Origin of the sequence: Candidatus Palauibacter scopulicola, from assembly GCF_947581915.1 — a bacterium.
GTDB lineage: Bacteria > Gemmatimonadota > Gemmatimonadetes > Palauibacterales > Palauibacteraceae > Palauibacter > Palauibacter scopulicola.
This window is the reverse complement of sequence record NZ_CANPWG010000008.1, coordinates 99266-120743: the sequence shown is the minus strand read 5'-3', so window position 1 is coordinate 120743 and position 21478 is coordinate 99266. Positions and strand designations below refer to the sequence as shown.

Annotated in this window: 19 protein-coding genes, 1 other RNA gene and 1 pseudogene; 16 read left to right on the top strand and 5 right to left on the bottom strand. The window is 71.1% G+C overall.

Annotation, left to right across the window (positions count from 1 at the left end):
• Positions 1–30: 30 nt before the first annotated feature.
• The 15 genes and pseudogenes from RN743_RS01140 to dnaJ all read left to right on the top strand — a co-directional run bounded on the left by RN743_RS01140 (position 31) and on the right by dnaJ (position 15208).
• Entirely contained in the window at positions 31–1578 is a 1548-nt protein-coding gene (locus RN743_RS01140; RefSeq protein WP_310775369.1) for an SPOR domain-containing protein, read from the top strand.
• Positions 1575–3146: an SPOR domain-containing protein gene (locus RN743_RS01135; RefSeq protein ID WP_310775367.1), complete on the top strand. Its 1572-nt coding sequence runs from the start codon at positions 1575–1577 to the stop codon at positions 3144–3146. Before RN743_RS01140 ends, RN743_RS01135 begins: the two co-directional genes overlap by 4 nt.
• 7 nt (positions 3147–3153) lie before the next feature.
• Entirely contained in the window at positions 3154–6684 is a 3531-nt protein-coding gene (smc, locus tag RN743_RS01130) for a chromosome segregation protein SMC (protein ID WP_310775365.1), read from the top strand.
• Positions 6681–7520, top strand: coding sequence for an MBL fold metallo-hydrolase (locus tag RN743_RS01125; RefSeq protein WP_310775363.1), 840 nt, complete (start codon positions 6681–6683; stop codon positions 7518–7520). Before smc ends, RN743_RS01125 begins: the two co-directional genes overlap by 4 nt.
• 112 nt (positions 7521–7632) lie before the next feature.
• The gene (aroF, locus tag RN743_RS01120; protein WP_310790089.1) at positions 7633–8676 is read left to right on the top strand and encodes a 3-deoxy-7-phosphoheptulonate synthase; all 1044 of its coding nucleotides are present in this window, start codon (positions 7633–7635) and stop codon (positions 8674–8676) included.
• Between the two features lie 28 nt (positions 8677–8704).
• Positions 8705–9064, top strand: a pseudogene (locus RN743_RS01115) (YraN family protein); the annotation flags it as partial.
• A gap of 46 nt (positions 9065–9110) precedes the next feature.
• Positions 9111–9206: signal recognition particle sRNA small type (gene ffs, locus RN743_RS01110), an RNA gene on the top strand.
• 95 nt (positions 9207–9301) lie between these two features.
• On the top strand, positions 9302–11038 hold the full coding sequence (dnaX, locus tag RN743_RS01105; RefSeq protein WP_310775359.1) for a DNA polymerase III subunit gamma/tau: 1737 nt from the start codon (positions 9302–9304) through the stop codon (positions 11036–11038).
• A gap of 10 nt (positions 11039–11048) precedes the next feature.
• On the top strand, positions 11049–11384 hold the full coding sequence (locus RN743_RS01100) for a YbaB/EbfC family nucleoid-associated protein (protein WP_310775357.1): 336 nt from the start codon (positions 11049–11051) through the stop codon (positions 11382–11384).
• A complete protein-coding gene (gene recR, locus RN743_RS01095) occupies positions 11381–11968 on the top strand; it encodes a recombination mediator RecR (RefSeq protein WP_310775354.1) in 588 nt (195 codons plus the stop codon). Before RN743_RS01100 ends, recR begins: the two co-directional genes overlap by 4 nt.
• Positions 11969–11975: 7 nt before the next feature.
• On the top strand, positions 11976–12329 hold the full coding sequence (locus tag RN743_RS01090; RefSeq protein ID WP_310775352.1) for a hypothetical protein: 354 nt from the start codon (positions 11976–11978) through the stop codon (positions 12327–12329).
• Between the two features lie 47 nt (positions 12330–12376).
• The gene (locus RN743_RS01085; RefSeq protein ID WP_343218970.1) at positions 12377–12955 is read left to right on the top strand and encodes a CDP-alcohol phosphatidyltransferase family protein; all 579 of its coding nucleotides are present in this window, start codon (positions 12377–12379) and stop codon (positions 12953–12955) included.
• Positions 12948–13433, top strand: coding sequence for a CinA family protein (locus tag RN743_RS01080; RefSeq protein WP_310775486.1), 486 nt, complete (start codon positions 12948–12950; stop codon positions 13431–13433). The genes RN743_RS01085 and RN743_RS01080 overlap by 8 nt, the downstream gene beginning before the upstream one ends.
• A 22-nt stretch (positions 13434–13455) precedes the next feature.
• Positions 13456–14103: a nucleotide exchange factor GrpE gene (locus tag RN743_RS01075; protein ID WP_310775348.1), complete on the top strand. Its 648-nt coding sequence runs from the start codon at positions 13456–13458 to the stop codon at positions 14101–14103.
• 4 nt (positions 14104–14107) lie between these two features.
• A complete protein-coding gene (gene dnaJ, locus RN743_RS01070; RefSeq protein ID WP_310775346.1) occupies positions 14108–15208 on the top strand; it encodes a molecular chaperone DnaJ in 1101 nt (366 codons plus the stop codon).
• A gap of 45 nt (positions 15209–15253) precedes the next feature.
• Here the strand turns inward: dnaJ and mnmA are convergent, their stop codons facing one another.
• Positions 15254–16351 (bottom strand): tRNA 2-thiouridine(34) synthase MnmA, encoded by a 1098-nt coding sequence (gene mnmA / locus RN743_RS01065; protein WP_310775344.1) that lies wholly within the window; start codon positions 16349–16351, stop codon positions 15254–15256.
• Between the two features lie 11 nt (positions 16352–16362).
• Positions 16363–17535, bottom strand: a complete 1173-nt coding sequence (locus RN743_RS01060) for a cysteine desulfurase family protein (RefSeq protein WP_310775342.1) — start codon at positions 17533–17535, stop codon at positions 16363–16365.
• A 47-nt stretch (positions 17536–17582) separates the two neighbouring features.
• On the opposite strand from RN743_RS01060, the gene RN743_RS01055 reads away from it, so the two are divergent.
• Positions 17583–18017, top strand: a complete 435-nt coding sequence (locus RN743_RS01055) for a hypothetical protein (protein WP_310775340.1) — start codon at positions 17583–17585, stop codon at positions 18015–18017.
• Positions 18018–18032: 15 nt separating this feature from the next.
• Here RN743_RS01055 and bshB1 read toward each other — a convergent pair whose 3' ends face one another.
• The 3 genes from bshB1 to RN743_RS01040 form a co-directional block, all read right to left on the bottom strand.
• A complete protein-coding gene (gene bshB1, locus RN743_RS01050; RefSeq protein ID WP_310775338.1) occupies positions 18033–18758 on the bottom strand; it encodes a bacillithiol biosynthesis deacetylase BshB1 in 726 nt (241 codons plus the stop codon).
• Between the two features lie 29 nt (positions 18759–18787).
• Entirely contained in the window at positions 18788–19984 is a 1197-nt protein-coding gene (locus RN743_RS01045; RefSeq protein ID WP_310775484.1) for an ABC transporter permease, read from the bottom strand.
• A 196-nt stretch (positions 19985–20180) separates the two neighbouring features.
• Positions 20181–21476, bottom strand: coding sequence for an ABC transporter permease (locus RN743_RS01040; RefSeq protein WP_310775336.1), 1296 nt, complete (start codon positions 21474–21476; stop codon positions 20181–20183).
• Between the last annotated feature and the right edge of the window lie 2 nt (positions 21477–21478).

The window sequence follows — 21478 nt, the reverse complement described above, 5'->3', positions numbered from 1 at the left end:
ACCGAGTACACGACACTAGTTTGTAGGGCCATGAATCGTGCGAAGTTGCCGGCTGCGCTCCTTCTCCTGCTTGGGGTCGGGGGTGTTTCCGGCGCCTGCGGAAGCCCTCCGGAAGATCAGCCGGACCCCCTCGAAGGCGCGGCGCTCGTCTCCGGGTCGTCGCTCGAGCGGTACGGGCTCCTCGTCATTCCGCACGACGGCGGCGTCGCACAGTTCCGTTCCATCGAAAGCCCGTCCACCGTGCGCTGGACCGGACGCCTGCCTCTCGGAAGCGTCACGGCGGCCCATTCGCTCGGTTCCGCGGTCGTGCTGCGGCGGGGGTCGCGGCTTCGCCTCTACACGACCTCGCCGGTGGAGGCCGACACCCCGCTTCCCGACGCGCCCGCCGACGCGCGCTGGATCGCCTCGCCTTCGGGGGGCGCCTTCGTGTCGGGGGAACGGATCCTCGCCATCACCCCCACCCGTACCGCGGAGGTGACGGCCGGTGGCGCCGTGCACTGGGCGGCCCCCGCCGCCGGAGACCGGGTCGTCGCCCTCGTTGAAGGCGCGAGCGGACCGGAACTCGCGGTATGGGAGGCCGGGGAATCGCGGCCCGCGACGACTCGGGTCGTCGGCGCGAGCGGCCCCGTCGCGCTTGCGGGCTGGGGCCGAACGATCGTGACGGCGTCCGGGGATGGAAGGGGACTGACGGAGTGGTCGATTCCCGAACTCGAACCGGTGGAGGGGACGGAGATCGGCGGCGCGCCGTCGGCCCTGGCCATCTCCCCCTCGCAGCACCGCGTGTTTGCGGCGTCGGTCGACCGGCCGCGCTTCACGGTCATCGACCGCTACGACTGGCGCGAGGTCGGATCCTCGCGGCTCGAGGCGCCCCTTGAGGCGTTGCGGCCCGGCATGACGGGCGGTCGGCTCGTAGCCTGGGATGGCTCGAACGCGTGGTCGGCGAGGGCGGGAGAGGCCGGTTTGAATGCGGTGCCCGGAGAGTGGCGCGCGGACCTGCCGCTCGCGCTGCCGGGCGGGGCGGTGCTCGTGTCCACGGAAGGCGGCCTCGCTCTCCTCCGCCCGGAGGGCGAAGTCGCCGCCGTGGAAGGGCCCGCCGACGCCTGGTGGCTCCCCTTCCGATGGGGGCGCCGCCTGCCCGTCGCCTCCGCCGCCGTGGTGCCGGAGGACACGCTGGAAGATGCCGAAGAGGCGCTCGATGCGCTCGCCGACAGCGTCCCGCCCGGCCGCATCGGACTGTTGACGGTGGGGAGGACGTCGAACCGCAGCCCGCGAACCCTCGGCGATCCCGTACCGGGGGACCCCTTGCCGGAGCTTCCCGCCGGGTTCTATGCCGTCGCTCAGTCCTCGCGGCAGATGGCCGCGCTCGGACAGGTGCGTCAGCTCCTCGACCGGTCGGGCTATTCGACGCACGTGTTGCGCCGGATGGACGAGGCCAGCGACATCTGGTATCGGCTCCTCGTCGGGCCGTACGAGACGCGCCCCGATGCCGAGGGGGCGGCGCTCGAGTTGCGGCGGGAGAGGGGGATCGATGCGTGGATTCATGAGGAAGGAGATCAGGCGGTGAGGCGAGACCCGTGAGCGCCCGCGCCCCGGCCCCGTTCGCGTGGGAACTGCCCGGCGATGCGCGGATCGTTGCACTCGTGTTCCAGCGTTCGGAGGCGGAGAGAAGCGCTACGGCGATTGACGCGATCGCCACCTCCATCGCCCGCCGGCGGAGACGGACGCTCGTCCTGAACTCCGAATCCGGGCCGTCGCCCCTCGACGAACTGGCTGGCGCGTCCGAACGGACAGATTCCGGCGGCATGGCCGGGTTCCTCGGAGGCCAGTCCGGACTTGCCGGGATCGCCGTGCGCCGCGCGGACTGTCCCTATGTATATCTGCCGGCGGGACAGGTGCCGGAAGGCGTGATCGGACTGCTTGAGTCCGCCGCGCTCGAGCGCTTCGTCTCCCGCGTAAAGGAGCAGGGTGGGACGCTCTTCATCACCATGTCCGATCGCGGGCGCCCCTCCGATGGCCTGCTCGATCTCCTCGACGGGTACGTCGCCGTGGGAAGGGTGCCCCCGGAGGATCACGGCATGCGGTGCTACGGTCACGTGCTTTTCGAGTCGAGCACGTCGGACGCGTCGAGCGAGTCGGAGGCGTCGAGTGCGGTCCCCGAGGCGACGCCCGCGGAAGGCGCGACCGAGCCACCGGAACCCGCGCCTCCACCGGAACCCGAGCTCCCGGCGGAAGCCGAGCCCCGGCTGGAATCCGAGCCCCGGCTGGAATCCGAGCCCCGGCCCGAACCCGCGGCCCGGCCGACCCCCGAGCCCGGGCCGGACGCCGCCCCCGCGGGCTCGGGGCCAGCGACCGGACGGGCCCGGGGCCGCCGCCCGCGCGCGCCGCTCGTCGCGGCGCTGGTGATCGCGGCGCTGGCGGTCGGGAATTGGTGGGCGTACAGAAACGGCTGGTTCGACCGCGCCATCTCCCGCGTCGGATCGCTGATCGGAGGTTCGGAGGAGACTCCGGCGGCGGTGGCGACGCCTGTGACGCCCGCGGACGATGGCCCGGCTACCCAGGCTGCGAACACCCCGGCGGACGCATCGGAGGACACCTCAGCGGACGACATCCCGTCGTCCGCGGTTGCCGCCGCCTTCGAGTCGGCCGCCGAGCGGCCGTACTCCGTGCTACTGGGGAGCTTCGTGGATCCGGGCGAGGCGGCGGAGCGCGTGGCGGAAATCCGCGCGCTCCGCGGAGACGTGCTGTACGTCATGGCCCCGACGACGATTCGCGAGGTCCGGTATCAGAGGATCCTCGCCGGGGCCGTCGCAAGCGAGGCGGAGGCCGCCACTCTCATGGAGGAACTCGCGTCGGCCGGCGTGGCCCGGGAGGCGAACGCGTGGCTCCTTCGTCCCGTGAGATTCGCGTACGACCTCGGCGTGTTCGCGGAGCGTCCCGGGATGGAGGCGCGGATCGCCGAACTCGCGTCGCTCGGCATCCCCGCGTACAGCCTCGAGACGTCGCTCGACGGCCGGCCGGTCTTCAGGGTGTACGGGGGTGCGTACGAGAACGAGGCGGCCGCCGCCCCCATGCGCGACCTCCTCGAAGCGGCCGACGAAACCGCGGCACTCGTCGAGAGGCGCGGCGGCGCTCCCTCAATCCCCTGAGCGGCGCTTGAAGATCAAGGCCCTGACCCTGCGTGGATTCAAGTCGTTCGCCGACCGAACGCGGATCGAACTGCACCAGGGCATCACGGCCGTCGTCGGCCCGAACGGCTGCGGAAAATCGAACCTCTCCGACGCGCTGCGCTGGGTTCTGGGAGAGCAACGCCCCACGGCGATCCGCGGATCCCGCATGGAGGAGGCGATCTTCGGGGGGACGGAGGCGCGTCAGCCCATCCACCGGGCCGAGGTTCTGCTCGAGCTCTCGAACGAGGACGGCGTGCTTCCCGTGCCCTACGCCGACGTCGCGATCGGCCGCACGGTCTACCGCGGGGGAGAGAGCGAGTACACGCTCAACGGAACGGCCTGCCGGCTCAAGGACATCCTGGATCTGTGCCGGGACACCGGGCTGGGCTCGAACGCCTACGCGATGATCGAGGGCCGCATGGTGGACGCGATCCTCTCGGATCGCGCCGAGGAGCGCCGGACGCTGTTCGAGGAAGCGGCCGGGATCGGGCGCTACAAGGACCGTCGCCGGATCGCGACCCGCCGGCTCGAGCAGGCGGATGGCGACCTGCAGCGGCTCGATGACGTGCTCGTCGAGGTGGCGTCCAAGGTTCGCTCCCTCGCGCAGCAGCGGGGACGGGCCGAGCGCCACGCGAAGCTGCGTGCCCGGCTCCTGCAACTCGAGATCGCCGTCGCCGACGCCCAGCTCGAAGCCACCACCCGCCGGTTGGCCGAAGCCAGGGCCGAGTTCGAGCGCCTCGAGCCGGACGCGGGCCCGGACCATGTGGATCTGAGTACGGCGGAGACCCGGGCGGAAACGCTTCGTCTCGAGTACACCGAAATGGAGCGGGAGCGGGCCGGTCTCGCCCGCAGCCTGGAGGAAGCCCGGCGCGCCGTGGAGGAACAGGAGCGCGCCCGTCTCCTCGCCGGGGCGAGGGGTTCGAGCGCGCGCGACCGACTCGGGACCCTTGAGGAGGAGGTGCGCCGGAACGAGCGCCGCCGCGGGGACCTGCGCGAGCGCGTGGAGGAAGCGCGGTCCGCCCTGAAGGAGGGGGAGTCACTCGCCGCCGAGGGTGCCGCGACGACGGCTGAACTCGCGGTTCGGGCGGAGGCGCTGGCTGAGACGGCCCGCACGGCCGCGCGCGAGCGCGCCGCCGCCCGCGAGGCGCTCGACGAGGCGCGCCGCGAGATGGACCGCTGGACGCTCGAACTCGGAGTGAGAGAGGTTCGGGCCCGAGACCGCAGCGAGGAACTCGAGCGGCGCCGGCCGGCCCTCGATGCGCTCGCCGCCCAGGAGCGCGGGCTTCGGAAGGAGGCGGAGAGCGCGTCGGAACGCGTGGCGCGGGCGGACGGGACGCTGAAGGATGCGCGCGACCGGCTGCGGGCGGCCCGTGAAGCCGCGGTTGCCGCGGAGACGGCGCTGCGTCGCGCCCGCGATGAAGCGGCCGACCTCGAGGGCCGCCTCGCCGCCGCGCGCGCGCGCGCCTCGAGTCTCGGATCCCTGGTGGGGTCGAGCGCGCTGCTCCCCGAGGCCGTTGCCGAGCTGCTGAGGGACCGGAGCGCGATCCCCGGACTCCACGGCGCGCTGTCCGAGTTCATGGAGGTTTCCGCTCCCTGGGCGTCGGCGGTCGAATCTCATCTCGGCCCGTACCTGCACGGCGTCGTCGTGCGCGATTGGTCCGCGGTCCGGGAGGTCGAGAGATGGCTGGCGGAGCAGGGCGGCGAGGAGGCGGTCCTCGTGCTCCCGCTCGATCCGGGCCCGCTTCCGGGGCCGCCGGAGGCGGACGCGCCCCTCACGCGACACGTTGACGCGAAGGGGGCCGGTGCGGTCTGGGTGAAGGCGCTGCTCGAGGGCGTCGAGGTCCCGTCCGGCGGCGAACTGGCGCCGCGCCCGCACGCCTGGGTGGATCCCGAGGGGCGGCGCCAGGACCGGTGGGGCGGTGTCTACGTCGGAGGCGCCGCCTCGGAGGGACTCCTGAGCCGGCGGGCCGAACTCGGGGCCCTGCGCGAGGAAGCGGCGGCGCTGGAAGAGGAGCGCGCTCGCTCGCGGGAAGCGGTGAAGGAGCTGGGGGCCGCCGCCTCGGAGGCGCTCGCCGGGGCCAACGCGCTGGAGCGCTCGGCGTCTGACGCGGAGTCGGCGCGCCGCGAAGCCGAAGCCGATCGGACCTCGGCGGAGGCGCGGCTCGTCAGGCTGGACCGCGAGCGCAGCGAACTCGCCGGCCGGATCGAACAACTGGAGGCGTTCGGCGAGGATGAGGTGTCGCTCTCGGCGGACGACGACGCCCGTGCCGGCGAACTGGACCGCAGCGTCTCGGAGTGGTCCTCCACGTGCGAGGAGGCGCGACAGAAGGCCGACGACGCCCGCGCCGCCGCCGACGCGGGGAAGGCCGAACTTCACCGCGCGGAGCTGGCGCAGGCGCGGCGGGAGGCCGAGGTCGAGAATCGACGCGCAGTGGAGAGCCGCCTCACCGAAGCCGCGGAAGACGCGGAGGAACGGTCGCGGGCGCTGGCGCGGGAAGTGGACGGGCTCCACGCCGCGATCGCCGACAGCGAGGCGCGGGCCGAGGAGCTGGAGGCGTCGATCGGGGCCGCGCTCGAAACCAGGACGCGGCGCGAAGAGGATCTGTCGGAGTTGGAACGGCGGATCGGCGAACGCCGCGGACGACTGGACACGCTCGAGTCGGAGCTGAGCGAGGCGCGACGGCTCGAGCGCAAGCGCGTGGAGGCCCGGCATCGGCTCGAGCTGGAGATCACGCAGCTGGAGGCGGGGGAGTCCGGGATTCGCGGCCGCGTCGAGGCGGAGTGGGATGCCCCGCTCGAAGAACTCCGGGAACGCGTCGATCCCGTCGACGACGCGGATCCCGCCGAATGGGAGCCGGAGCTGGAGCGCGTGCGGCGCTCGATCGCCCGCATCGGTCCGGTCAACCTCCTCGCGCAGCGCGAATACGAGGAGGAACAGAAGCGTCTTGAGTTTCTGACGGGACAGCGCGACGACCTGACCCGCGCGCGCGACGACCTCCGCACCTCGATCCGCCGGATCAACCGGCAGGCGACCTCCGCGCTCCTGGAGACGTTCGAGCAGGTGAGGACCAACTTCCACCGCACCTTCGACACCCTCTTCGAGGGCGGACAGTGCGATCTCCGGTTCGAGAATCCCGATGACGCCCTTGACTCCCCGATCGAGATCTCGGCCAGCCCCCGCGGCAAGAAGACGCAACGGATCCACCTCCTCTCCGGCGGCGAACGGGCCCTGACCGCGCTCGCGCTGCTGTTCGCGATCTACCTCGCGAAGCCGAGCCCGTTCTGCCTGCTGGACGAGGTGGACGCGCCGCTGGACGAGACGAACATCCTGCGGTTCGTCCGCATGCTGAAGGAATTCAAGGAAGAGACCCAGTTCATCGTCATCACGCACAATCCGCGAACGATCGAGAACGCCGACTGGATCTACGGCGTGACGATGCAGGAGGCGGGCGTCTCCTCGATCGTCGGCGTGGAGCTCAACTCCGCCACGCAGAACTCCGCCACGCAGGTGGCGTGAGCGAGACCGAACCCGCGGGGCACGGGCCGGCCGGAAGGGCCGGGGCCGAGCTGGTCGTCGTCGGGTGCGGCACCGTCGTCCCTGAAGCGGACCGGGCCGCCTCCTCCTACTGGGTCTCGTCCCCGGGTACGGGATCCGCGGCACCCGCGCACGTCCTCTTCGACTGCGGTCCCGGAGCCCTGCAGGCGCTCGCCCGCCTCGGCCTGCCCTGGGGGGAGGTCACCGACCTCGCGATCACCCACTTTCACGCGGATCACGTCGGCGCGCTGCCGGGGCTCTTCTTCGCGCTGAAACACGGCCTTCCCCGGCCCCGCAGCCGGCCGCTCACGGTGTGGGGTCCAGCGGGCGCCCGCGGGTTCCTCGCGAGGCTTGCGGGCGCCTATGGGGACTTCATCCTGGCCCCCGGTTTCCCCGTCCTCATCGAGGAACTCCCGCCGGGCGCAGCCCGCGACCTGGGCGGAGGCCGTCGGCTCGAAGCCCACAAGACGCCGCACACCGAGGAGAGCGTCGCGTGGCGGCTGGAAGGCGAGGCGTTCAGCTTCGGGTACACCGGCGACTCGGGGCCGTCCGCGGAACTGGGCCCGTTCATGCGCGGGGTGAGCGCCCTCGTCTGCGAGTGCTCGATCCACGACTCGGAGGCGGCGGACAACCACCTGTCGCCCGCCCGCGTCGCCGAGTTGGCGACCGCCGCGCGCCCGCGCCTTCTCGTGCTCACGCACATCTACCCGCACTTCCGAACGCAGCACGACGTCGCCCGTCTCGTGGCCGAGGCCGGATACGACGGAGATGCCTGCATCGCGAGGGAGGGGCTCCGGGTCTCGTTGACGAACGGGTGACACCAGTGGAGTATCCTGCTCCTGCCGGCGCCGCGCGGAGCGGGCCGGAGGTTCACGGCCCTGCCGCGCCGCGCGCGCGCACGACGGGCGAACGTCACCCACGGGGGGAACGATGCTGGTGGTCATGAAGCACGGCGCCACGGACGGGCAGGTCCGGGACGTGGTCCGCGCGATCGAGGACATGGGATACCGCGCTCGGCCCATGCCGGGCGCCCAGCGCACGACCGTGGGCCTGGTCGGCAACGATGGACGCGTCGAGGAAAGCCGGCTCGTGGGAATCGAGGGTGTGCTCCGCGTCATTCACGTGTCGCCGCCCTACAAGCAGGTGAGCCGGGAATGGTGGCCCGAAGACACGATCATCGACCTGTCCAACGGCGTGCGGGTCGGGGAGAAGGACGTCGTCGTCATGGCCGGCCCGTGCTCCGTGGAATCGCGCGAACAGATCCTGGAGACCGCGCACCGGGTCGCGGAAGCCGGGGCGACCGTGCTGCGCGGTGGCGCCTTCAAGCCGCGGACCTCGCCCTACTCCTTCCAGGGGTTGGGGGAAGAGGGGTTGCAGTTGCTCGCGCGCGCGCGGGAGGAGACCGGCCTCGCGATCGTCACCGAGGCGCTGGACACGGAGAGCATGGGCCTCGTCGCCGAATACACCGACGTCATCCAGATCGGCGCGCGGAACATGCAGAACTACTCCCTGCTGCGCGCGGCGGGCCGGGCCGGCAAACCGGTGCTCCTCAAGCGCGGGCTCTCCGCGACGATCAAGGAGTTGCTGCTCGCCGCGGAGTATGTCGTCGCCGAGGGCGAATCACGCGTGATGCTGTGCGAGCGCGGCGTCCGCAACTTCGACACACACGCGCGGAACCTCTTCGACCTCACCGCCATCGTGACGATCCACGAGCTGTCTCACCTCCCGGTCGTGGCGGACCCCAGCCACGGCACGGGGGCCCGATCGAAGGTCGGACCGATGGCGCGGGCCGCGGTGGCGGCCGGAGCGGACGCGCTCATCCTCGAGGTCCATCCCGATCCCCCGACGGCGGCGTCGGATGGCCAACAGTCTCTCACGTTCGAGCAGTTCGATGCGCTGATGGTCGAGCTTCACGCCATCGCCAACGCCATCGGCCGCCGGATCGCGCGCGCCCGCGTCCCCGCCCACGGCTGACCGGACCCGGCGCGTCCGGGCCGCGACGAAGAGCGGCCTCGGCAGCCTGGGCGAGCGAATCGCCGCGCGTCACCTGGCGGATGAGGGGTACGAGATTCTCGAGCGCAACTGGCGCGTCGGGCGGCTGGAGATCGATCTGGTCGTCCGGATCGGGGATACGGTGGCCTTCGTCGAAGTAAAGACCCGCCGCCCCGGCGTGCAGGCGCCCGAGGAGGCGCTCTCCCGTGCCCAGCGGCGAAGAATCCGCCGCGCGGCCGGAGCATGGCTCAGCCGGCATCCCGGCGCCGCCGCGGAGGCCCGCTTCGACGTCGTGGCGGTAGAGGTCGATCACCGCGGAGGGTGCCGGGTCCGGCACATCCCGGAGGCCTTCTACGGCGAGGATGCATGAGGGTTTTTTCTGGCCGCTGCCCCGGTCGGCCGATAAGATAACGGTGCCCCAGGCCCGTGGGGCCGGAGCGCGCAAATCCCGTCAGGACCGTGAAGGTAGCAGCGGTAAGCGTGTGACGGTCGCCACGGCCCGCCTGGGGTCGTTCGCCCGATGTCGGCGTCCCCGCGTCGCGGGGCGCGGTCGCCCTCAGACCCGAAGGAGTCCAAGCCGGCCGGGACGGTGACCCGGCCGACCCAGATGGCTCACGAGCCCTTGTACCGCACCGCGCTGGCCAGAACCTACCGGCCCCGAGGTTTCTCGGAGCTGATCGGACAGGACCACATCGCGCCCACGCTTAAGGCCGCGATCGAGTCCGGGCGGGTTGGCCACGCGTATCTCTTCTGCGGTCCCCGCGGGGTCGGGAAGACGACGACCGCACGCATCCTCGCGATGGCCCTGAACTGCCCCGACCGCTCGGACGGCGAACCATGCGGCACGTGTCCCTCGTGCGAGCGGATCTGGTCCGGAGGCGCCTCGCTCGACGTAGTGGAAATCGACGCGGCGAGCCACCGGGGCGTCGAGGATGCGCGGGACCTCCGCCGCCGGGCCGCGTACGCCCCCACGAGCGAGGAGCGCTACAAGATCTACATCCTCGACGAAGCGCACATGCTCACGCGCGACGCGTGGAACGCGCTCCTGAAGATCCTCGAGGAGCCGCCGCCCCGCGTGATCTTCGCCTTCGCCACCACTGAGCCGCAGAAGATCGAGCGCGGCGCGGCTCCCGTCATGTCGCGGTGCCAGCGATTCGACTTCCGGCGGGTCTCCGTGCAGGACATCGCGAGCCGCATGGAGACGGTGCTCGATGCGGAGGGCATCCCGGCCGAGCCGGGGGCGCTGCGGGCGATCGCGCGCCGGGCCGAAGGCGGCGTCCGCGACGCACTCTCATCCCTCGACCAGGTGCTCTCTTTCCGGGGAGACGCGGTCGAACTCGTCGATGTCCGCCGCATGCTCGGGCTCGTTGACGAAGATCGATATCTCGCCTTCTTCGAGATCGCGGCGAACGGGGATCGAGCGGGCGTGTTCGCCTTCGTTCAGGCCCTGCTCGACGATGGGCACGACCCCGCGGAGTTCCTGCGCGGACTCGGCGACGCGCTGCGGACCCTCCTCGTGCTGAGGCTCGATCCGGCCGCCGAGGCGGTCGAACTCCTGCCCGAGTCGCGCGAGCGGTTCCTCGCCGCCGCCGGGGCCCTGGTTCCCGCCGACCTGCTCAGGATGCTGGCTGCGCTCAGCGAGTTCGAGGCCTCCGGCATGCTCCACCGGTCCTCGCAGCCGCGCATCCAGCTCGAGGTGCTGCTGCTCCGTCTCGTCCGCATGGAATCGACGGTCGAACTCGAGGAACTCCTGGCCGCCCTCGGCGCCCCTGCCGGCGAGCCCGCACCGCGCAGGCGAGCGCCGGAGCAGGCCCGGCGTCCGCGCGAGAAGCGTCCTTCGCCGCCCGCGCCCGCCGACCGGTCCCCGCCGCCGACGCCCCCTCAGCCCCCCGCGGCCGAGGCGGAGGAGGCCCCGGCCCCTGCGCCCGCCCCGGCCCCGGAGCCCGTCGCGGAAGGCCGCACCGGCTCGGCGCCCGCGTCCCGGGTTCGCGACGCGTGGGCCGGGGCGGTCGCCGAGGTGACGGGGCTGGGTGGAATGTCCGGTCTGGCCCTGCACGGCACGGAGGTCGACGGTCTCGTGGATGACGAGGTCCGGCTCCGCGTACAGGCCGGGCTGCGGGAGGAACTGGAGAAACTGTTCAAGGACGAGTCGCGTTCCGGCCCCCTGCGCGCGAATCTCGCGGAACGCCTTGGGCTGCCGACCGTGAAGTTCACGATCGTCGACCACAACGGCGGCCGCATGACCGCCGGGGAAGCGGCCCGGTCGCGGGTCGAACGATTGATGGACGGAAACCCGCAGCTCCGGGAAGCCGTCAAGGAACTCGACCTCACCCTGAAGGAGTAGGAGAAACCGAGTGGACGGCGTGAACATCCAGCAGTTGATTCAGCTCAGTCAACAGATGCAGTCGCGCATGAGCGAAATGCAGGAGAAGCTCGAGCGTGAGACGATGACGGCGGCTTCGGGCGGCGGGATGGTCGAAGTGACGGTGGACGGCCAGGGCAACATCAAGGGCGTCTCCATCGACCCCTCCGCGGTGGACCCGCAAGAGGTCGAGATGCTCGAGGACCTCATCGTCGCCGCGGCCTCCGCGGCGCAGCAGCGGGCGAAGGACCGCATGGAGAGCGAGATGCGCCAGGCGGCGGGAGGCCTGCCCCTGCCGGGTCTGGGTAATTTCCTCGGCCGTCCGTGAACGCGATCGAAGCGCTCGTGGGCGAACTCGGCCGGCTCCCGGGGATCGGCCGCAAGACCGCGCGGCGGCTGACCTATCACCTTCTCAAGAGTTCGAAGGACGATGCCCGGCGGCTGGCGCGGGCCATCGAACGGGTCGCGGCGGAGGTCCGCGTGTGCGGCGACTGCGGCAACCTCAGCGACATGGAGCCGTGCGAGTACTGCCGCAGTCCGAGGCGCGATCCGGGACAGGTGTGCGTCGTGGAGGAAGCCTCGGACATCCCGGCGATCGAGAATTCGGGGAACTTCGGAGGCCTGTATCATGTACTTGGCGGACGGTTGTCCCCTCTCGACGGGGTAGGCCCCGAAGACCTGAACATCCGGGCCCTGCTGCGGCGTCTCGACACGCCGGTCCGGGAGGTGATCATCGCGACGAACGCGAGCGTCGAGGGTGAGGCGACGGCGACGTACCTGCAGCGCCTGCTCGCCTCGGCCGCCGACGTCACGGTCACGCGGCTCGCCCGCGGGCTGCCCGTGGGGGGGGACCTGGAGTACGCCGATGGGGTGACGATCGCCGAAGCCTTCGCTGGCCGACGGGAGATGTAGGGAACCGATGACGACTCGAATCGAATACGAGGACGCGGACCGCCGTTCCGCGACGGGTTGGAAGATCGCGGCTGCGGCCCTGCTCGGCGCCGCCGCGGCCGTCGGTCTCGGGATTTATCTCGCGCGAGACCAGATGCGGCGCCACCGGCGCGAACTGTTCAGTCCGCATCCGCTCCGGCGCCTGGCGGCGCTCGGATACCTGAAATCGCACCCATCGGTAGACGATCTGCCGCTGCTGAGAGATTATCTGGCATGGGAGGAGCGGCCGCTCCTTCGCAAGCGCGCGATGGCGGTCCTGGAGAGTCTCGAGAGCGTGCTCGCGGGCGACGAAAACAAGCTAGAGGGCGGAGACCCACACTGAATCTCCCGAACGCGATTACCACGGGCAGGATCCTCGCGGCCCCCGTCGTGACGGCGCTGCTCCTGCAGCCCCGGCCGACGCCCCGCATGGTCGCGTTCGTCGTCTTCGTCGTCGCCGCGCTCTCGGACCTGTGGGACGGACACCTGGCCCGGGCCCGCGGCGAGGTCACGACCTTCGGCAAGATGATCGACCCGCTGGCCGACAAGCTGCTGCTCGTCGCCGCCCTCATCCCCGTCTACAGCATCAATCTCGGGCAGGCGGGAACCCCCTCCCTCCCTGTGTTCCACGTCATTCCGCTCTGGGCCATCCTCATCTTCCTGGGGCGCGAAGCGCTGATCACGCTGCTCCGGTCGTTCGCCGCGCGGCGCGGCCGGATCGTCGCGGCGCAGATCCTGGGCAAGAGGAAGGCGCTCGCGCAGAACATCTTCATCGGCTCCGCGATTCTCTGGGTTGCGTTCCTGACCCCCGGCTTCGTGGCCCCCGGCGGCTGGGCGTGGGAGGCGTTCTCCGCGTTCCACGGCTGGTTCACGACGACCTTTCTCACCCTCGCCGTGCTGCTCACCCTGGCCTCCGCCGTGACCTACCTGGGCATGTTCTCGCGCGTCATGGCGGGGCGCCATTCGTAAGCGCGGTCCGGCGCTGTTCGAGGCCGCCTCGGCGCTCATCGAAAGCCTGCGGGAGAGGGGTCACACCCTCGTGCTCGCCGAGAGTTGCACGGGCGGCCTGATCGGCGCCGCCCTCACCGCCGTACCCGGGGCTTCGGAGGTTTTGTGGGGTGGGCTGATAAGCTACGATGACGCCGCCAAGCGGGCGTTGCTGAAGGTGTCGCAGGCGTCGCTCCGCCGGCACGGCGCCGTCTCGCGGACGGTGGCGGAGGAGATGGCGGCCGGGGCGCGGCGCGTGGCGGAGAGCACCTGGTCCATCGCCGTCACGGGGATCGCCGGGCCCTCGGGCGGAACCGCCGACAAGCCCGTGGGCACGGTGTGGATCGCCCACGACGGCCCCTCTCGCGACGCGCGGCGCCACCGCTTCGGGGGGAACCGGGACGAGATCCGGGAAGCGGCCGCGCTCGAAGCGATGCGCTGGCTGAATTCACGGCTTTGACGAGCATACTCGAGGATATTCGATGGGAACGAAGGACCTGGAGCAGGAAATGAAGAGCGCGGCGCCCGAGGATGTCGCTCCGGAAGATGCCGCGCCGGAAGATGCCGCATCGGAGGCCTCCGCTGACGCGGCCGGCCGGGACGCGCCCGAGGATGCTTCGGAGACGCCCGGGCACGTAGACGAAGTCCGCCCGCCGGAGTCCGGCGATGATCCCGGGCCCGAGGGCGAACTCGCGGCGCTGCAGGACCGCCACCTCCGGCTTGCGGCGGAGTTCGACAACTTCCGGCGCCGGACGAGACGCGAGCTGGGGGACGCGGGAGAGCGGGCGCGCGCGGACCTCGCCGGCAAGCTGCTCGAACTGGTGGACGACCTGCAGCGCGTGGCCGGGACGCCACTCGAAGGCACGACGACGGAGGCGTTGCACGAAGGGATCGGGCTGGTGGCTCGGAAGTTCGCGAAGGTCCTCTCCGACGCCGGAGTGGAGCCGGTGGACCCCGTGGGGGAGCGCTTCGACCCCAACCTCCACGACGCGCTCATGATGACCCCGACCCACGACCCGGAGCAGGACGAACTCGTGTCGCAGGTCGTCCTCATCGGATACCGGCTCGGCGACCGGCTGCTCCGCCCCGCGCGCGTCACCGTCTACCGCCACGAAGCCGAAGCTTCCTGATCCGATGGCGACGCAGGCGAAGGACTACTACAAGATTCTCGGGGTCGCCGAGAACGCGAGCGCGGACGAGATCCGCAAGGCCTACCGCAAGCTCGCGAAGGAACACCACCCGGACGCGAACGCGGGCGATCCGAAGGCGACGGAGAAGTTCAAGGAGGTGTCGGAAGCCCACGGCGTCCTCTCGGACCCCGACAAGCGTACCAAGTACGATCGCGTGCGGAAGTACGGAGGTCTCGGCGCGTTCGGTCCCGGCCAGCCGGGAGGAGCCCCGGGTGGGACGGGAAGCTTCAAGTTCGAGGATCTGTCCGACCTGGGCGGCATCGGCGGCATCTTCTCCTCGATCTTCGATTTCGGGAAGAAGGCGAAGTCGGAGGAAGAGGGGCCGAAGCGGGGCCGCAACGTCGAGTATCTGGTCACGGTTCCTCTCCGCACGGCGGCGCGCGGCGGCCGGGTCGCCGTCACGGTGCCAATCAACGAGGAGTGCGCGACGTGCGACGGGGACGGGGCCGCGCCCGGCACGTCGCTGAAGCGCTGCCCCGAGTGCGAGGGCCGGGGCGAAGTCACGTTCGGGCAGGGCGGGTTCTCCGTCAGGCGCCCGTGTCCCGTGTGCGTGCGCCGCGGGATGGTGCCGGAGACGCCGTGCTCCAGTTGCTCCGGGCGCGGCCAGGTGAACACGCGGCGCAAGCTCAGCGTGAAGGTGCCCGCGGGAGTCGAGAACGGGTCGCGCGTCCGCATCTCCGGCAAGGGTGAGCGCGGTCCGGGTGGCGGCCCCGCGGGCGATCTCATCATCAGGTTCCAGGTCGACCCCGACCGCTTCTTCACCCGGGACGGGCTCGACCTCGCCTGCGAAGTGCCGATCAACGTGGCGCAGGCGATCCTCGGCTCGAAGGTGAAGGTGAGGACGATCGGCGGGAACAGGGTCGTGCTCAGAATCCCGCCAGGTACCCAGAGCGGCACCACGTTCCGGATCCGGGGCCAGGGCATCAGGCGCGGCGAGAACCGCGGCGACCAGCTCGTCAAGGTGGTCGTGGAGACGCCCGACCTCTCCGGCGAGGGCCTGCAGAAAGTGAAGGACCTCGCGCAACAGGAGGGCCTCTCCTACTGACGCGCGGCGCCGGCGGGCACGTCGCCGGCGGTCTCCCGCCGACCGTCAGTTCGAGACGATGATGCCGCCGCCGAGGACGAGGTCGTCCCGGTAGAGCACGGCGCTCTGTCCCGGCGTGATGGCCGACTGCGGGATGGGCAGCTCCAGCGAGAAGCCGGTCTGCGTCGCCTCGATGACCTCCGCGTCGACGATCGCCGCCCCATGCCGAATCCGGACGCCGAGGCGCTCGCCGGGGGCGGGAGGCTCGGCCAGCCAGTTCGCGCCCCGCGCGCCGATGCGCGAGCGCGCCAGCGAGGCCCGCGGCCCGATGATCACGTCGCGCGACTCCGGGCGGATCTCGAGCACGAACATCGGCTCGGGAAAGCCACCCGGGAGCCCCTTGCGCTGCCCCACCGTGTAGTGCGCGTAGCCCGGGTGCTCGCCCGCGTCCGAGCCGTCCTCGAAACGGATGGCGCCGGGCAAGAGGGCGGGGTGGTCTTCCGGCAGGTACCGGCGCAGCACCCCGGCGTAGTCGTTGTCGGGGACGAAACAGATCTCGAACGACTCAGGCTTGTCCGCCGTGTCGAGGCCGAGCCGCCGCGCCTGCGCCCGGACCTGCGGCTTCGTGAGCTCGCCGACCGGCAGCAGAAGGCGGTCGAGCGCCTCGCGGGGCATCCCCCACAGGAAGTACGTCTGGTCCTTGTGGTCGTCCGCGCCGAGGTGGAGTTCCGGCGGGCCGGAGCGGGGCCGGACCACGCGCGCGTAGTGCCCGGTCGCGAGCCAGCGGCAGTCCAGCGCATCCGCCCGCACGAGGAGGTCGCGGAACTTCGTGAAGCTGTTGCAGCGGACGCACGGGATCGGCGTGCGGCCGGCCGCGTACTCCGACACGAAGTCGTCGATCACGTCGCGCGTGAACTCCTCCTCCACGTCGAACACGTGGTGCGGCATGTCGAGCTGGGCGGCGACGGACTTGGCGTCCGCGATCCCGTCGAGGCCGCAGCAGGTGCGCGTCGGACCCTCGCTGCCGGTGTAGCAGAAGGTCTTCATCGTCACGCCGATGATCCGGCGGCCCTCGCGCGCCAGCAGCGCCGCGGTGAGCGAGGAGTCCACCCCGCCCGACATGGCGACGAGCACGGAGTCCGCGAGGCGGGTCGGGGCGATCATGACGTACGATCTCAGGCCGTGAGGGTGAGGACCCGCGCGGCGACCCGCGCCAGGGCGTCCGCCGCCGCATCGATGTCCGCCCGGGTCGTGTCGTGGCCGAAACTGAAGCGCACGGCGGCGTAGGGGACATCGCTCGTGATCCCGATCGCGTCCAGTACGTCGGAGCCGACGCTCGAGTCGGAACCGCAGGCCGATCCGCCCGAGACCGCGATCCCCTCGAAGTCGAGAGACACGAGCACCGCTCCGCTGTCGCACCCCGGGATCCCGACGCTGACGAGATTCGGCATCCGCAGCGGCGCGTCGCCCGCATGAATCCGGGCATCCGGGACCTCCGCCCGGATCCGCGCCTCGAGGTGGTCGCGCAGGCTGGTCCAGCGCGCCACCGCCGCCTCGCGGTCCTCGAGCGCGAGCGCGAGCGCGGCCGCGAAGCCCGTCGCGCCGATCGGATTCTGCGTGCCCGGCCACATGGACCTCTCCTGGCCGCCGCCGTAGCTCAGCGGCTCCAGCGTCACCCCCGGCCGCAGGTAGAGAAGGCCGATCCCCACGGGCCCGCCGAGCTTGTGCGCCGTCGCCGACAGGAGGTCGACCGGCGTCCGCTCCAGGTCGCAGTCCACCTTCCCCAGCGCCTGCACGGCGTCCGTGTGCACGAGCGCCCCGTATTCCTGGCCCAGTTCCACGATGTCCCCCATCGCCTGGACCGTGCCGATCTCGTTGTTCGCCCACATCACCGAGATCAGCGTCGGCGCGTCCGGGTCCGCCGCGAGTTCCCTCCGCAGCCACGCGAGATCGATCGTCCCCGAGCGATCCACGGGAATCCGCGCCGCGCGGGCCCCCTCCACGGCCCCGCGGTCCGCCGCCTCGAGGCACGCCTTGTGCTCGATCTCCGAGACGAACACGCGCGGGCTCCGCCCCGGATTCGACCGCACGAAGCCGAGGATCGCGAGGTTGTCCGACTGCGTGCCGCCGCCCGTGAAGTAGATGGATGACCGCGGGCACCCGAGCAGATCCGCGATCCGCCCGCGCGCGACCTCGAGACAGCGATGAGCCCGGCGCCCGGGGGCGTGCGCGCTCGCGGGATTGAAGCCGTGCCGCAGCTCCGCTCCCATGGCCTCCCACACCTCCGGCCGCATCGGCCAGGTCGCCGCGTAATCGAGGTAAAGCCGCTCTTCTTCCGGCTGTATCATCGTCGTTCTTCGGTCCGGATTCGCCCGCCGAGCAAGGAGGGTCTATTGTGTCGAAGCTTCAAACGACGCCGCAACTCGGGATGGAGTACATGGAACCACCTCGTTCCGCGCCGGGGGACTCCCCCCCGGCGCCAGGCCCCACAGGGCCCACGTCCGACGAGCAGAGCATACCCCCGCTCGGGGCCCCGGTGTTCCGCACCACCGTTCACGGACTCGCCTTCGAAGACCGCGCCCGCCACCTCGACGCCGTAGGCCCGAAGGAGGAACTCCTCCTGATCCCCGACCCACCCGGAGGCGACCCCGACGATGTCTGGGTCCACATCCGCGACGGCGACCCGGTCGGCCACCTCCCTCGCGAAATCGGCGCCTGGCTCGCTCCGTGGATGCGGCGGGGCGGGGCGGCGCGCGTGCAGGTGATCAAGGTGGGCGCCAGGTCCGTCCCGAGCTGGAAGCGCCTCCTCGTCGAGGTTCGCTGCGGCTGACCCTACAGCGCCTGCCTACAACGAGCGGACTCCGAGGCGCGTGACATCGCTCACGCGCATCGTCTCATCGGTGCGAAACGGTTCCCCGTGCGGCGCCCGGATCAGCGAGCCGTAGTGCCGTGACGCGGTCTCGATGCGTTCGACGAGCGGCTGTCCGGTGGGGAAGATCTCGCCCGCCGCCGTGGCGCCCTCGAACTGCGACGCGTAGCACCGCGCCGCCTCGACCTTGCGCTGGAACTGCGCTTCCGTGAGCGGGACGACGAAGGTCGGCTTCGCCGCGTCCTCCCGGTACGCCATCGCGTAGAGGATCTTCTCCGGCCGGCGCCCCGGCCCGCCCTCATACTCCCGCAGTCCCGCGAGAAAACAGGCGTCGCGCGCGAGTTCCGAGGCGACCCGGTGGTCCGGATGGCGCCCGCGCGGCCAGGGCAGGATCACGGTCGCGGGGGCGAGGTCCCGCAGGTGTCCGACGACGATCCGTCTGGCCTCCAGCGAGTTCTCGAGCCGTGCATCCGGGAGCCCGGCATTGACCCGAACCCCGACGCCCAGCACCGCCGCCGCCCGGGCCGCCTCCTCGGCCCGCATCTCGGGCGTCCCGCGCGAGGCCATCTCGCCGCGCGTCAGGTCGAGGATCCCCGTCCGGTACCCCTGTTCCGCCGCACGGGCCAGCGTCCCGCCGCAGGTGAGTTCCGCGTCGTCGGGATGCGCCGCGACGGCAAGGAGGTCCAGCGGTGGTTCGGTCATCGGGCGGTCAGCCGCTCGCTTTCAGCCGCCTACTCGTAGCGCAGCGCGTCGATGGGGTCCAACCCCGCGGCCCGCGAGGCCGGGTAGAGCCCGAAACCGATCCCCGTGAGCACCGACGCCGCAAGGGCGGCCAGGATCGACCACAGCGGCACGACCGCCGGCAGCGGCGTCAACTGGTTCACGGCCCACACGATCGCCCCGCCTACCAGCATGCCGGTCGCACCGCCGAGCAGCGTGAGCGTGGCCGCCTCGACCAGGAACTGCCACATGATGTCCCGGCGTCGCCCGCCCATCGCCTTCCGCAGCCCGATCTCCCGGGTCCTCTCCGTCACGGAGATCATCATGATCCCGATCACGCCGACGCCCCCCACCATGAGCCCGATGCTCGACAGCCCGAGCATCGCCGCAAACAGGACGTTGGTCAGTTGGCCCCAGAGATTCAGCAGCTGTTCCTGGCTCAGCACCGCGAAGTCGTCCTCCTCGCCCGGCTCCAGGCGACGGAGTTGCCGCATCCGCGCGTGCGTCGCATCGAGCGCCGTCTGAAGGTCCGCTTCGGGCTCGGGCCGCACGATGATGCTGACGGCCCGATCCCAGACGGGCAGCAGCTTGTCCGCGCTCGCGAACGGCACCCACACGTAGTGCGACCCCAGGCCGGCGAACAGGTTGGCTGGGACGCGGTACACGCCGACCACGCGGAACATGGCTCCGCGGCCGCCCTCGCCGATCCGGATCTCGCGGCCGATCGGATCGAGCGACCCGAACAGGTCGGCCGCCACGGTGGAGTCGATTACGGCGACGGGCGCCCGCCGCTCGGCCTCGGGGTGCGTGAACCAACGCCCCGAGATGATGTCGCCGCTATAGATCTCGAGGTAGTCGGCACCCACGCCGTAGAACAGGATCTCGACCCGATCCGACCCGACGCTCGCCTCGAAGGACCCCGGACCGAAATCGCCGGTCAGTTCGACGAACGGCGATGCGCTCGCGATGCCCGGGATGCGCCCGAGGTCCCTGGCCCACCGCGGATCGAGCGGCTTGTTCCTGAAGAGGTCCGGCTCCTCCTCGCCCAGGGGACCGCCACCGAAGCCCGCCGACGTGAAGTCCCAGTGCGCCACGTAGAACGTCTCGACGCCGTTCGGAGACATCGCGTCTTCGAAGCTCTCGTTGATGCCGGTGATGGCGGCCGCCATTACCATGACGACGAGCACGCCGATGGTGACGCCGAGGATCGTGAGGGCGCTCCGAACCTTGTTGGCCCGGATCGAGTCGAAGGCGACCGCGATCCCTTTCCGTGACCATCGAAAGGAACCCCATGCCGCTAGCGCACTGCACCAGGTGTACGAGCGGTCATACGCGCCTCCCCCTCGCCCGCGGCTTCCACCGCCTGCCGGAGTCAGGTCGCGCGTTCTCTGCCGCGGGAGAGATCTACTCGTAACGCAACGCGTCGATGGGGTCCAGACCCGCGGCCCGGGAAGCGGGGTAGAGTCCGAAGCCGACGCCGGTCAGAATCGAGGCGGCGAGGGCGACCACGATCGACCACAGCGGCACGACCGCGGTCAGCGGCGTGGCCTGGTTCACGACCCACACGAGCCCGCCTCCGAGCAGCATGCCGGTCGCCCCGCCCAACAGCGTGAGCGTGGCCGCTTCCACGAGGAACTGCCACATGATGTCGCGCCTGCGCCCGCCCATCGCCTTGCGCAGTCCGATCTCGCGGGTCCGCTCCGTGACGGAGATCATCATGATGCCCACGACGCCGACGCCGCCGACCATGAGTCCGATGCTGGACAGGCCGACCATCGCGGCGAACAGCACGTTCGTCAGCTGGCCCCACAGCTCCATCATCTGATCGGGGGTCATGATGGCGAAGTCGTCTTCCTCGCCGATCTCCAATCCTCGCAACTGCCGCATGCGGGCGCGGGTCGCGTCGAGCGCGGCCTGGAGCTCCGTTTCCGGTTCCGGCCGCACGATGAAGCTGATCTGTCGGTCCCACACCCGCAGCAGCTTGTCCGCCGTCGCGAAGGGCATCCACACGTAGTGCGAGACGAGGCCGGCAAAGAGGTTGGCGGGCACCCGGTAGATACCGACCACGCGAACCCTCGCGTTCTCGCTGCCCCGGCTGATGCGGATGTCGCGTCCGATCGGATCCCGGGTCCCGAACAGCCCCACCGCCGTGGCCGAATCGATCACGGTAACCGCGGCGCGCCGGTCGGCCTCCGACTGCGTGAACCAGCGGCCGGAGATGATATCGCCGCCCGAGATCTCGATGTAGTCGGCGCCCACTCCGTAGAGTCCGATCTCGACCCGGTCGCCACCGGATGAGGCCTCGTAGCCCGACCCCGCCAGGTCCACGATGGGCGCGGCACTCTGGATCCCCTCGATCCGCCCCAGGTCCTTCGCCCATTCCGGCTTGAGAGGGGGGTTCCGGAAGAAGGCATCCTCCCCTTCTTCGAGCGGGCCGCTGATCTGCATGGAGGAAAAGTCGAAGTGCGCCACCCAGAACGTGGTGACTCCCTCCGGGGCCATCAGCTCCGAAAAGCTCCGATTGACCCCGGTGATCACCGCCGCCATGACCATGACGACGAGGACCCCGATCGTCACGCCGAGGATCGTGAGGCCGCTCCGCACCTTGTTCGCTCCGAGCGAGTCGAAGGCCACGGCGATCCCCTCGGTGATCGTCCCGATGAACCCCATGCCTCGCATGCCGCGCTTGCCCGCGTTCACCG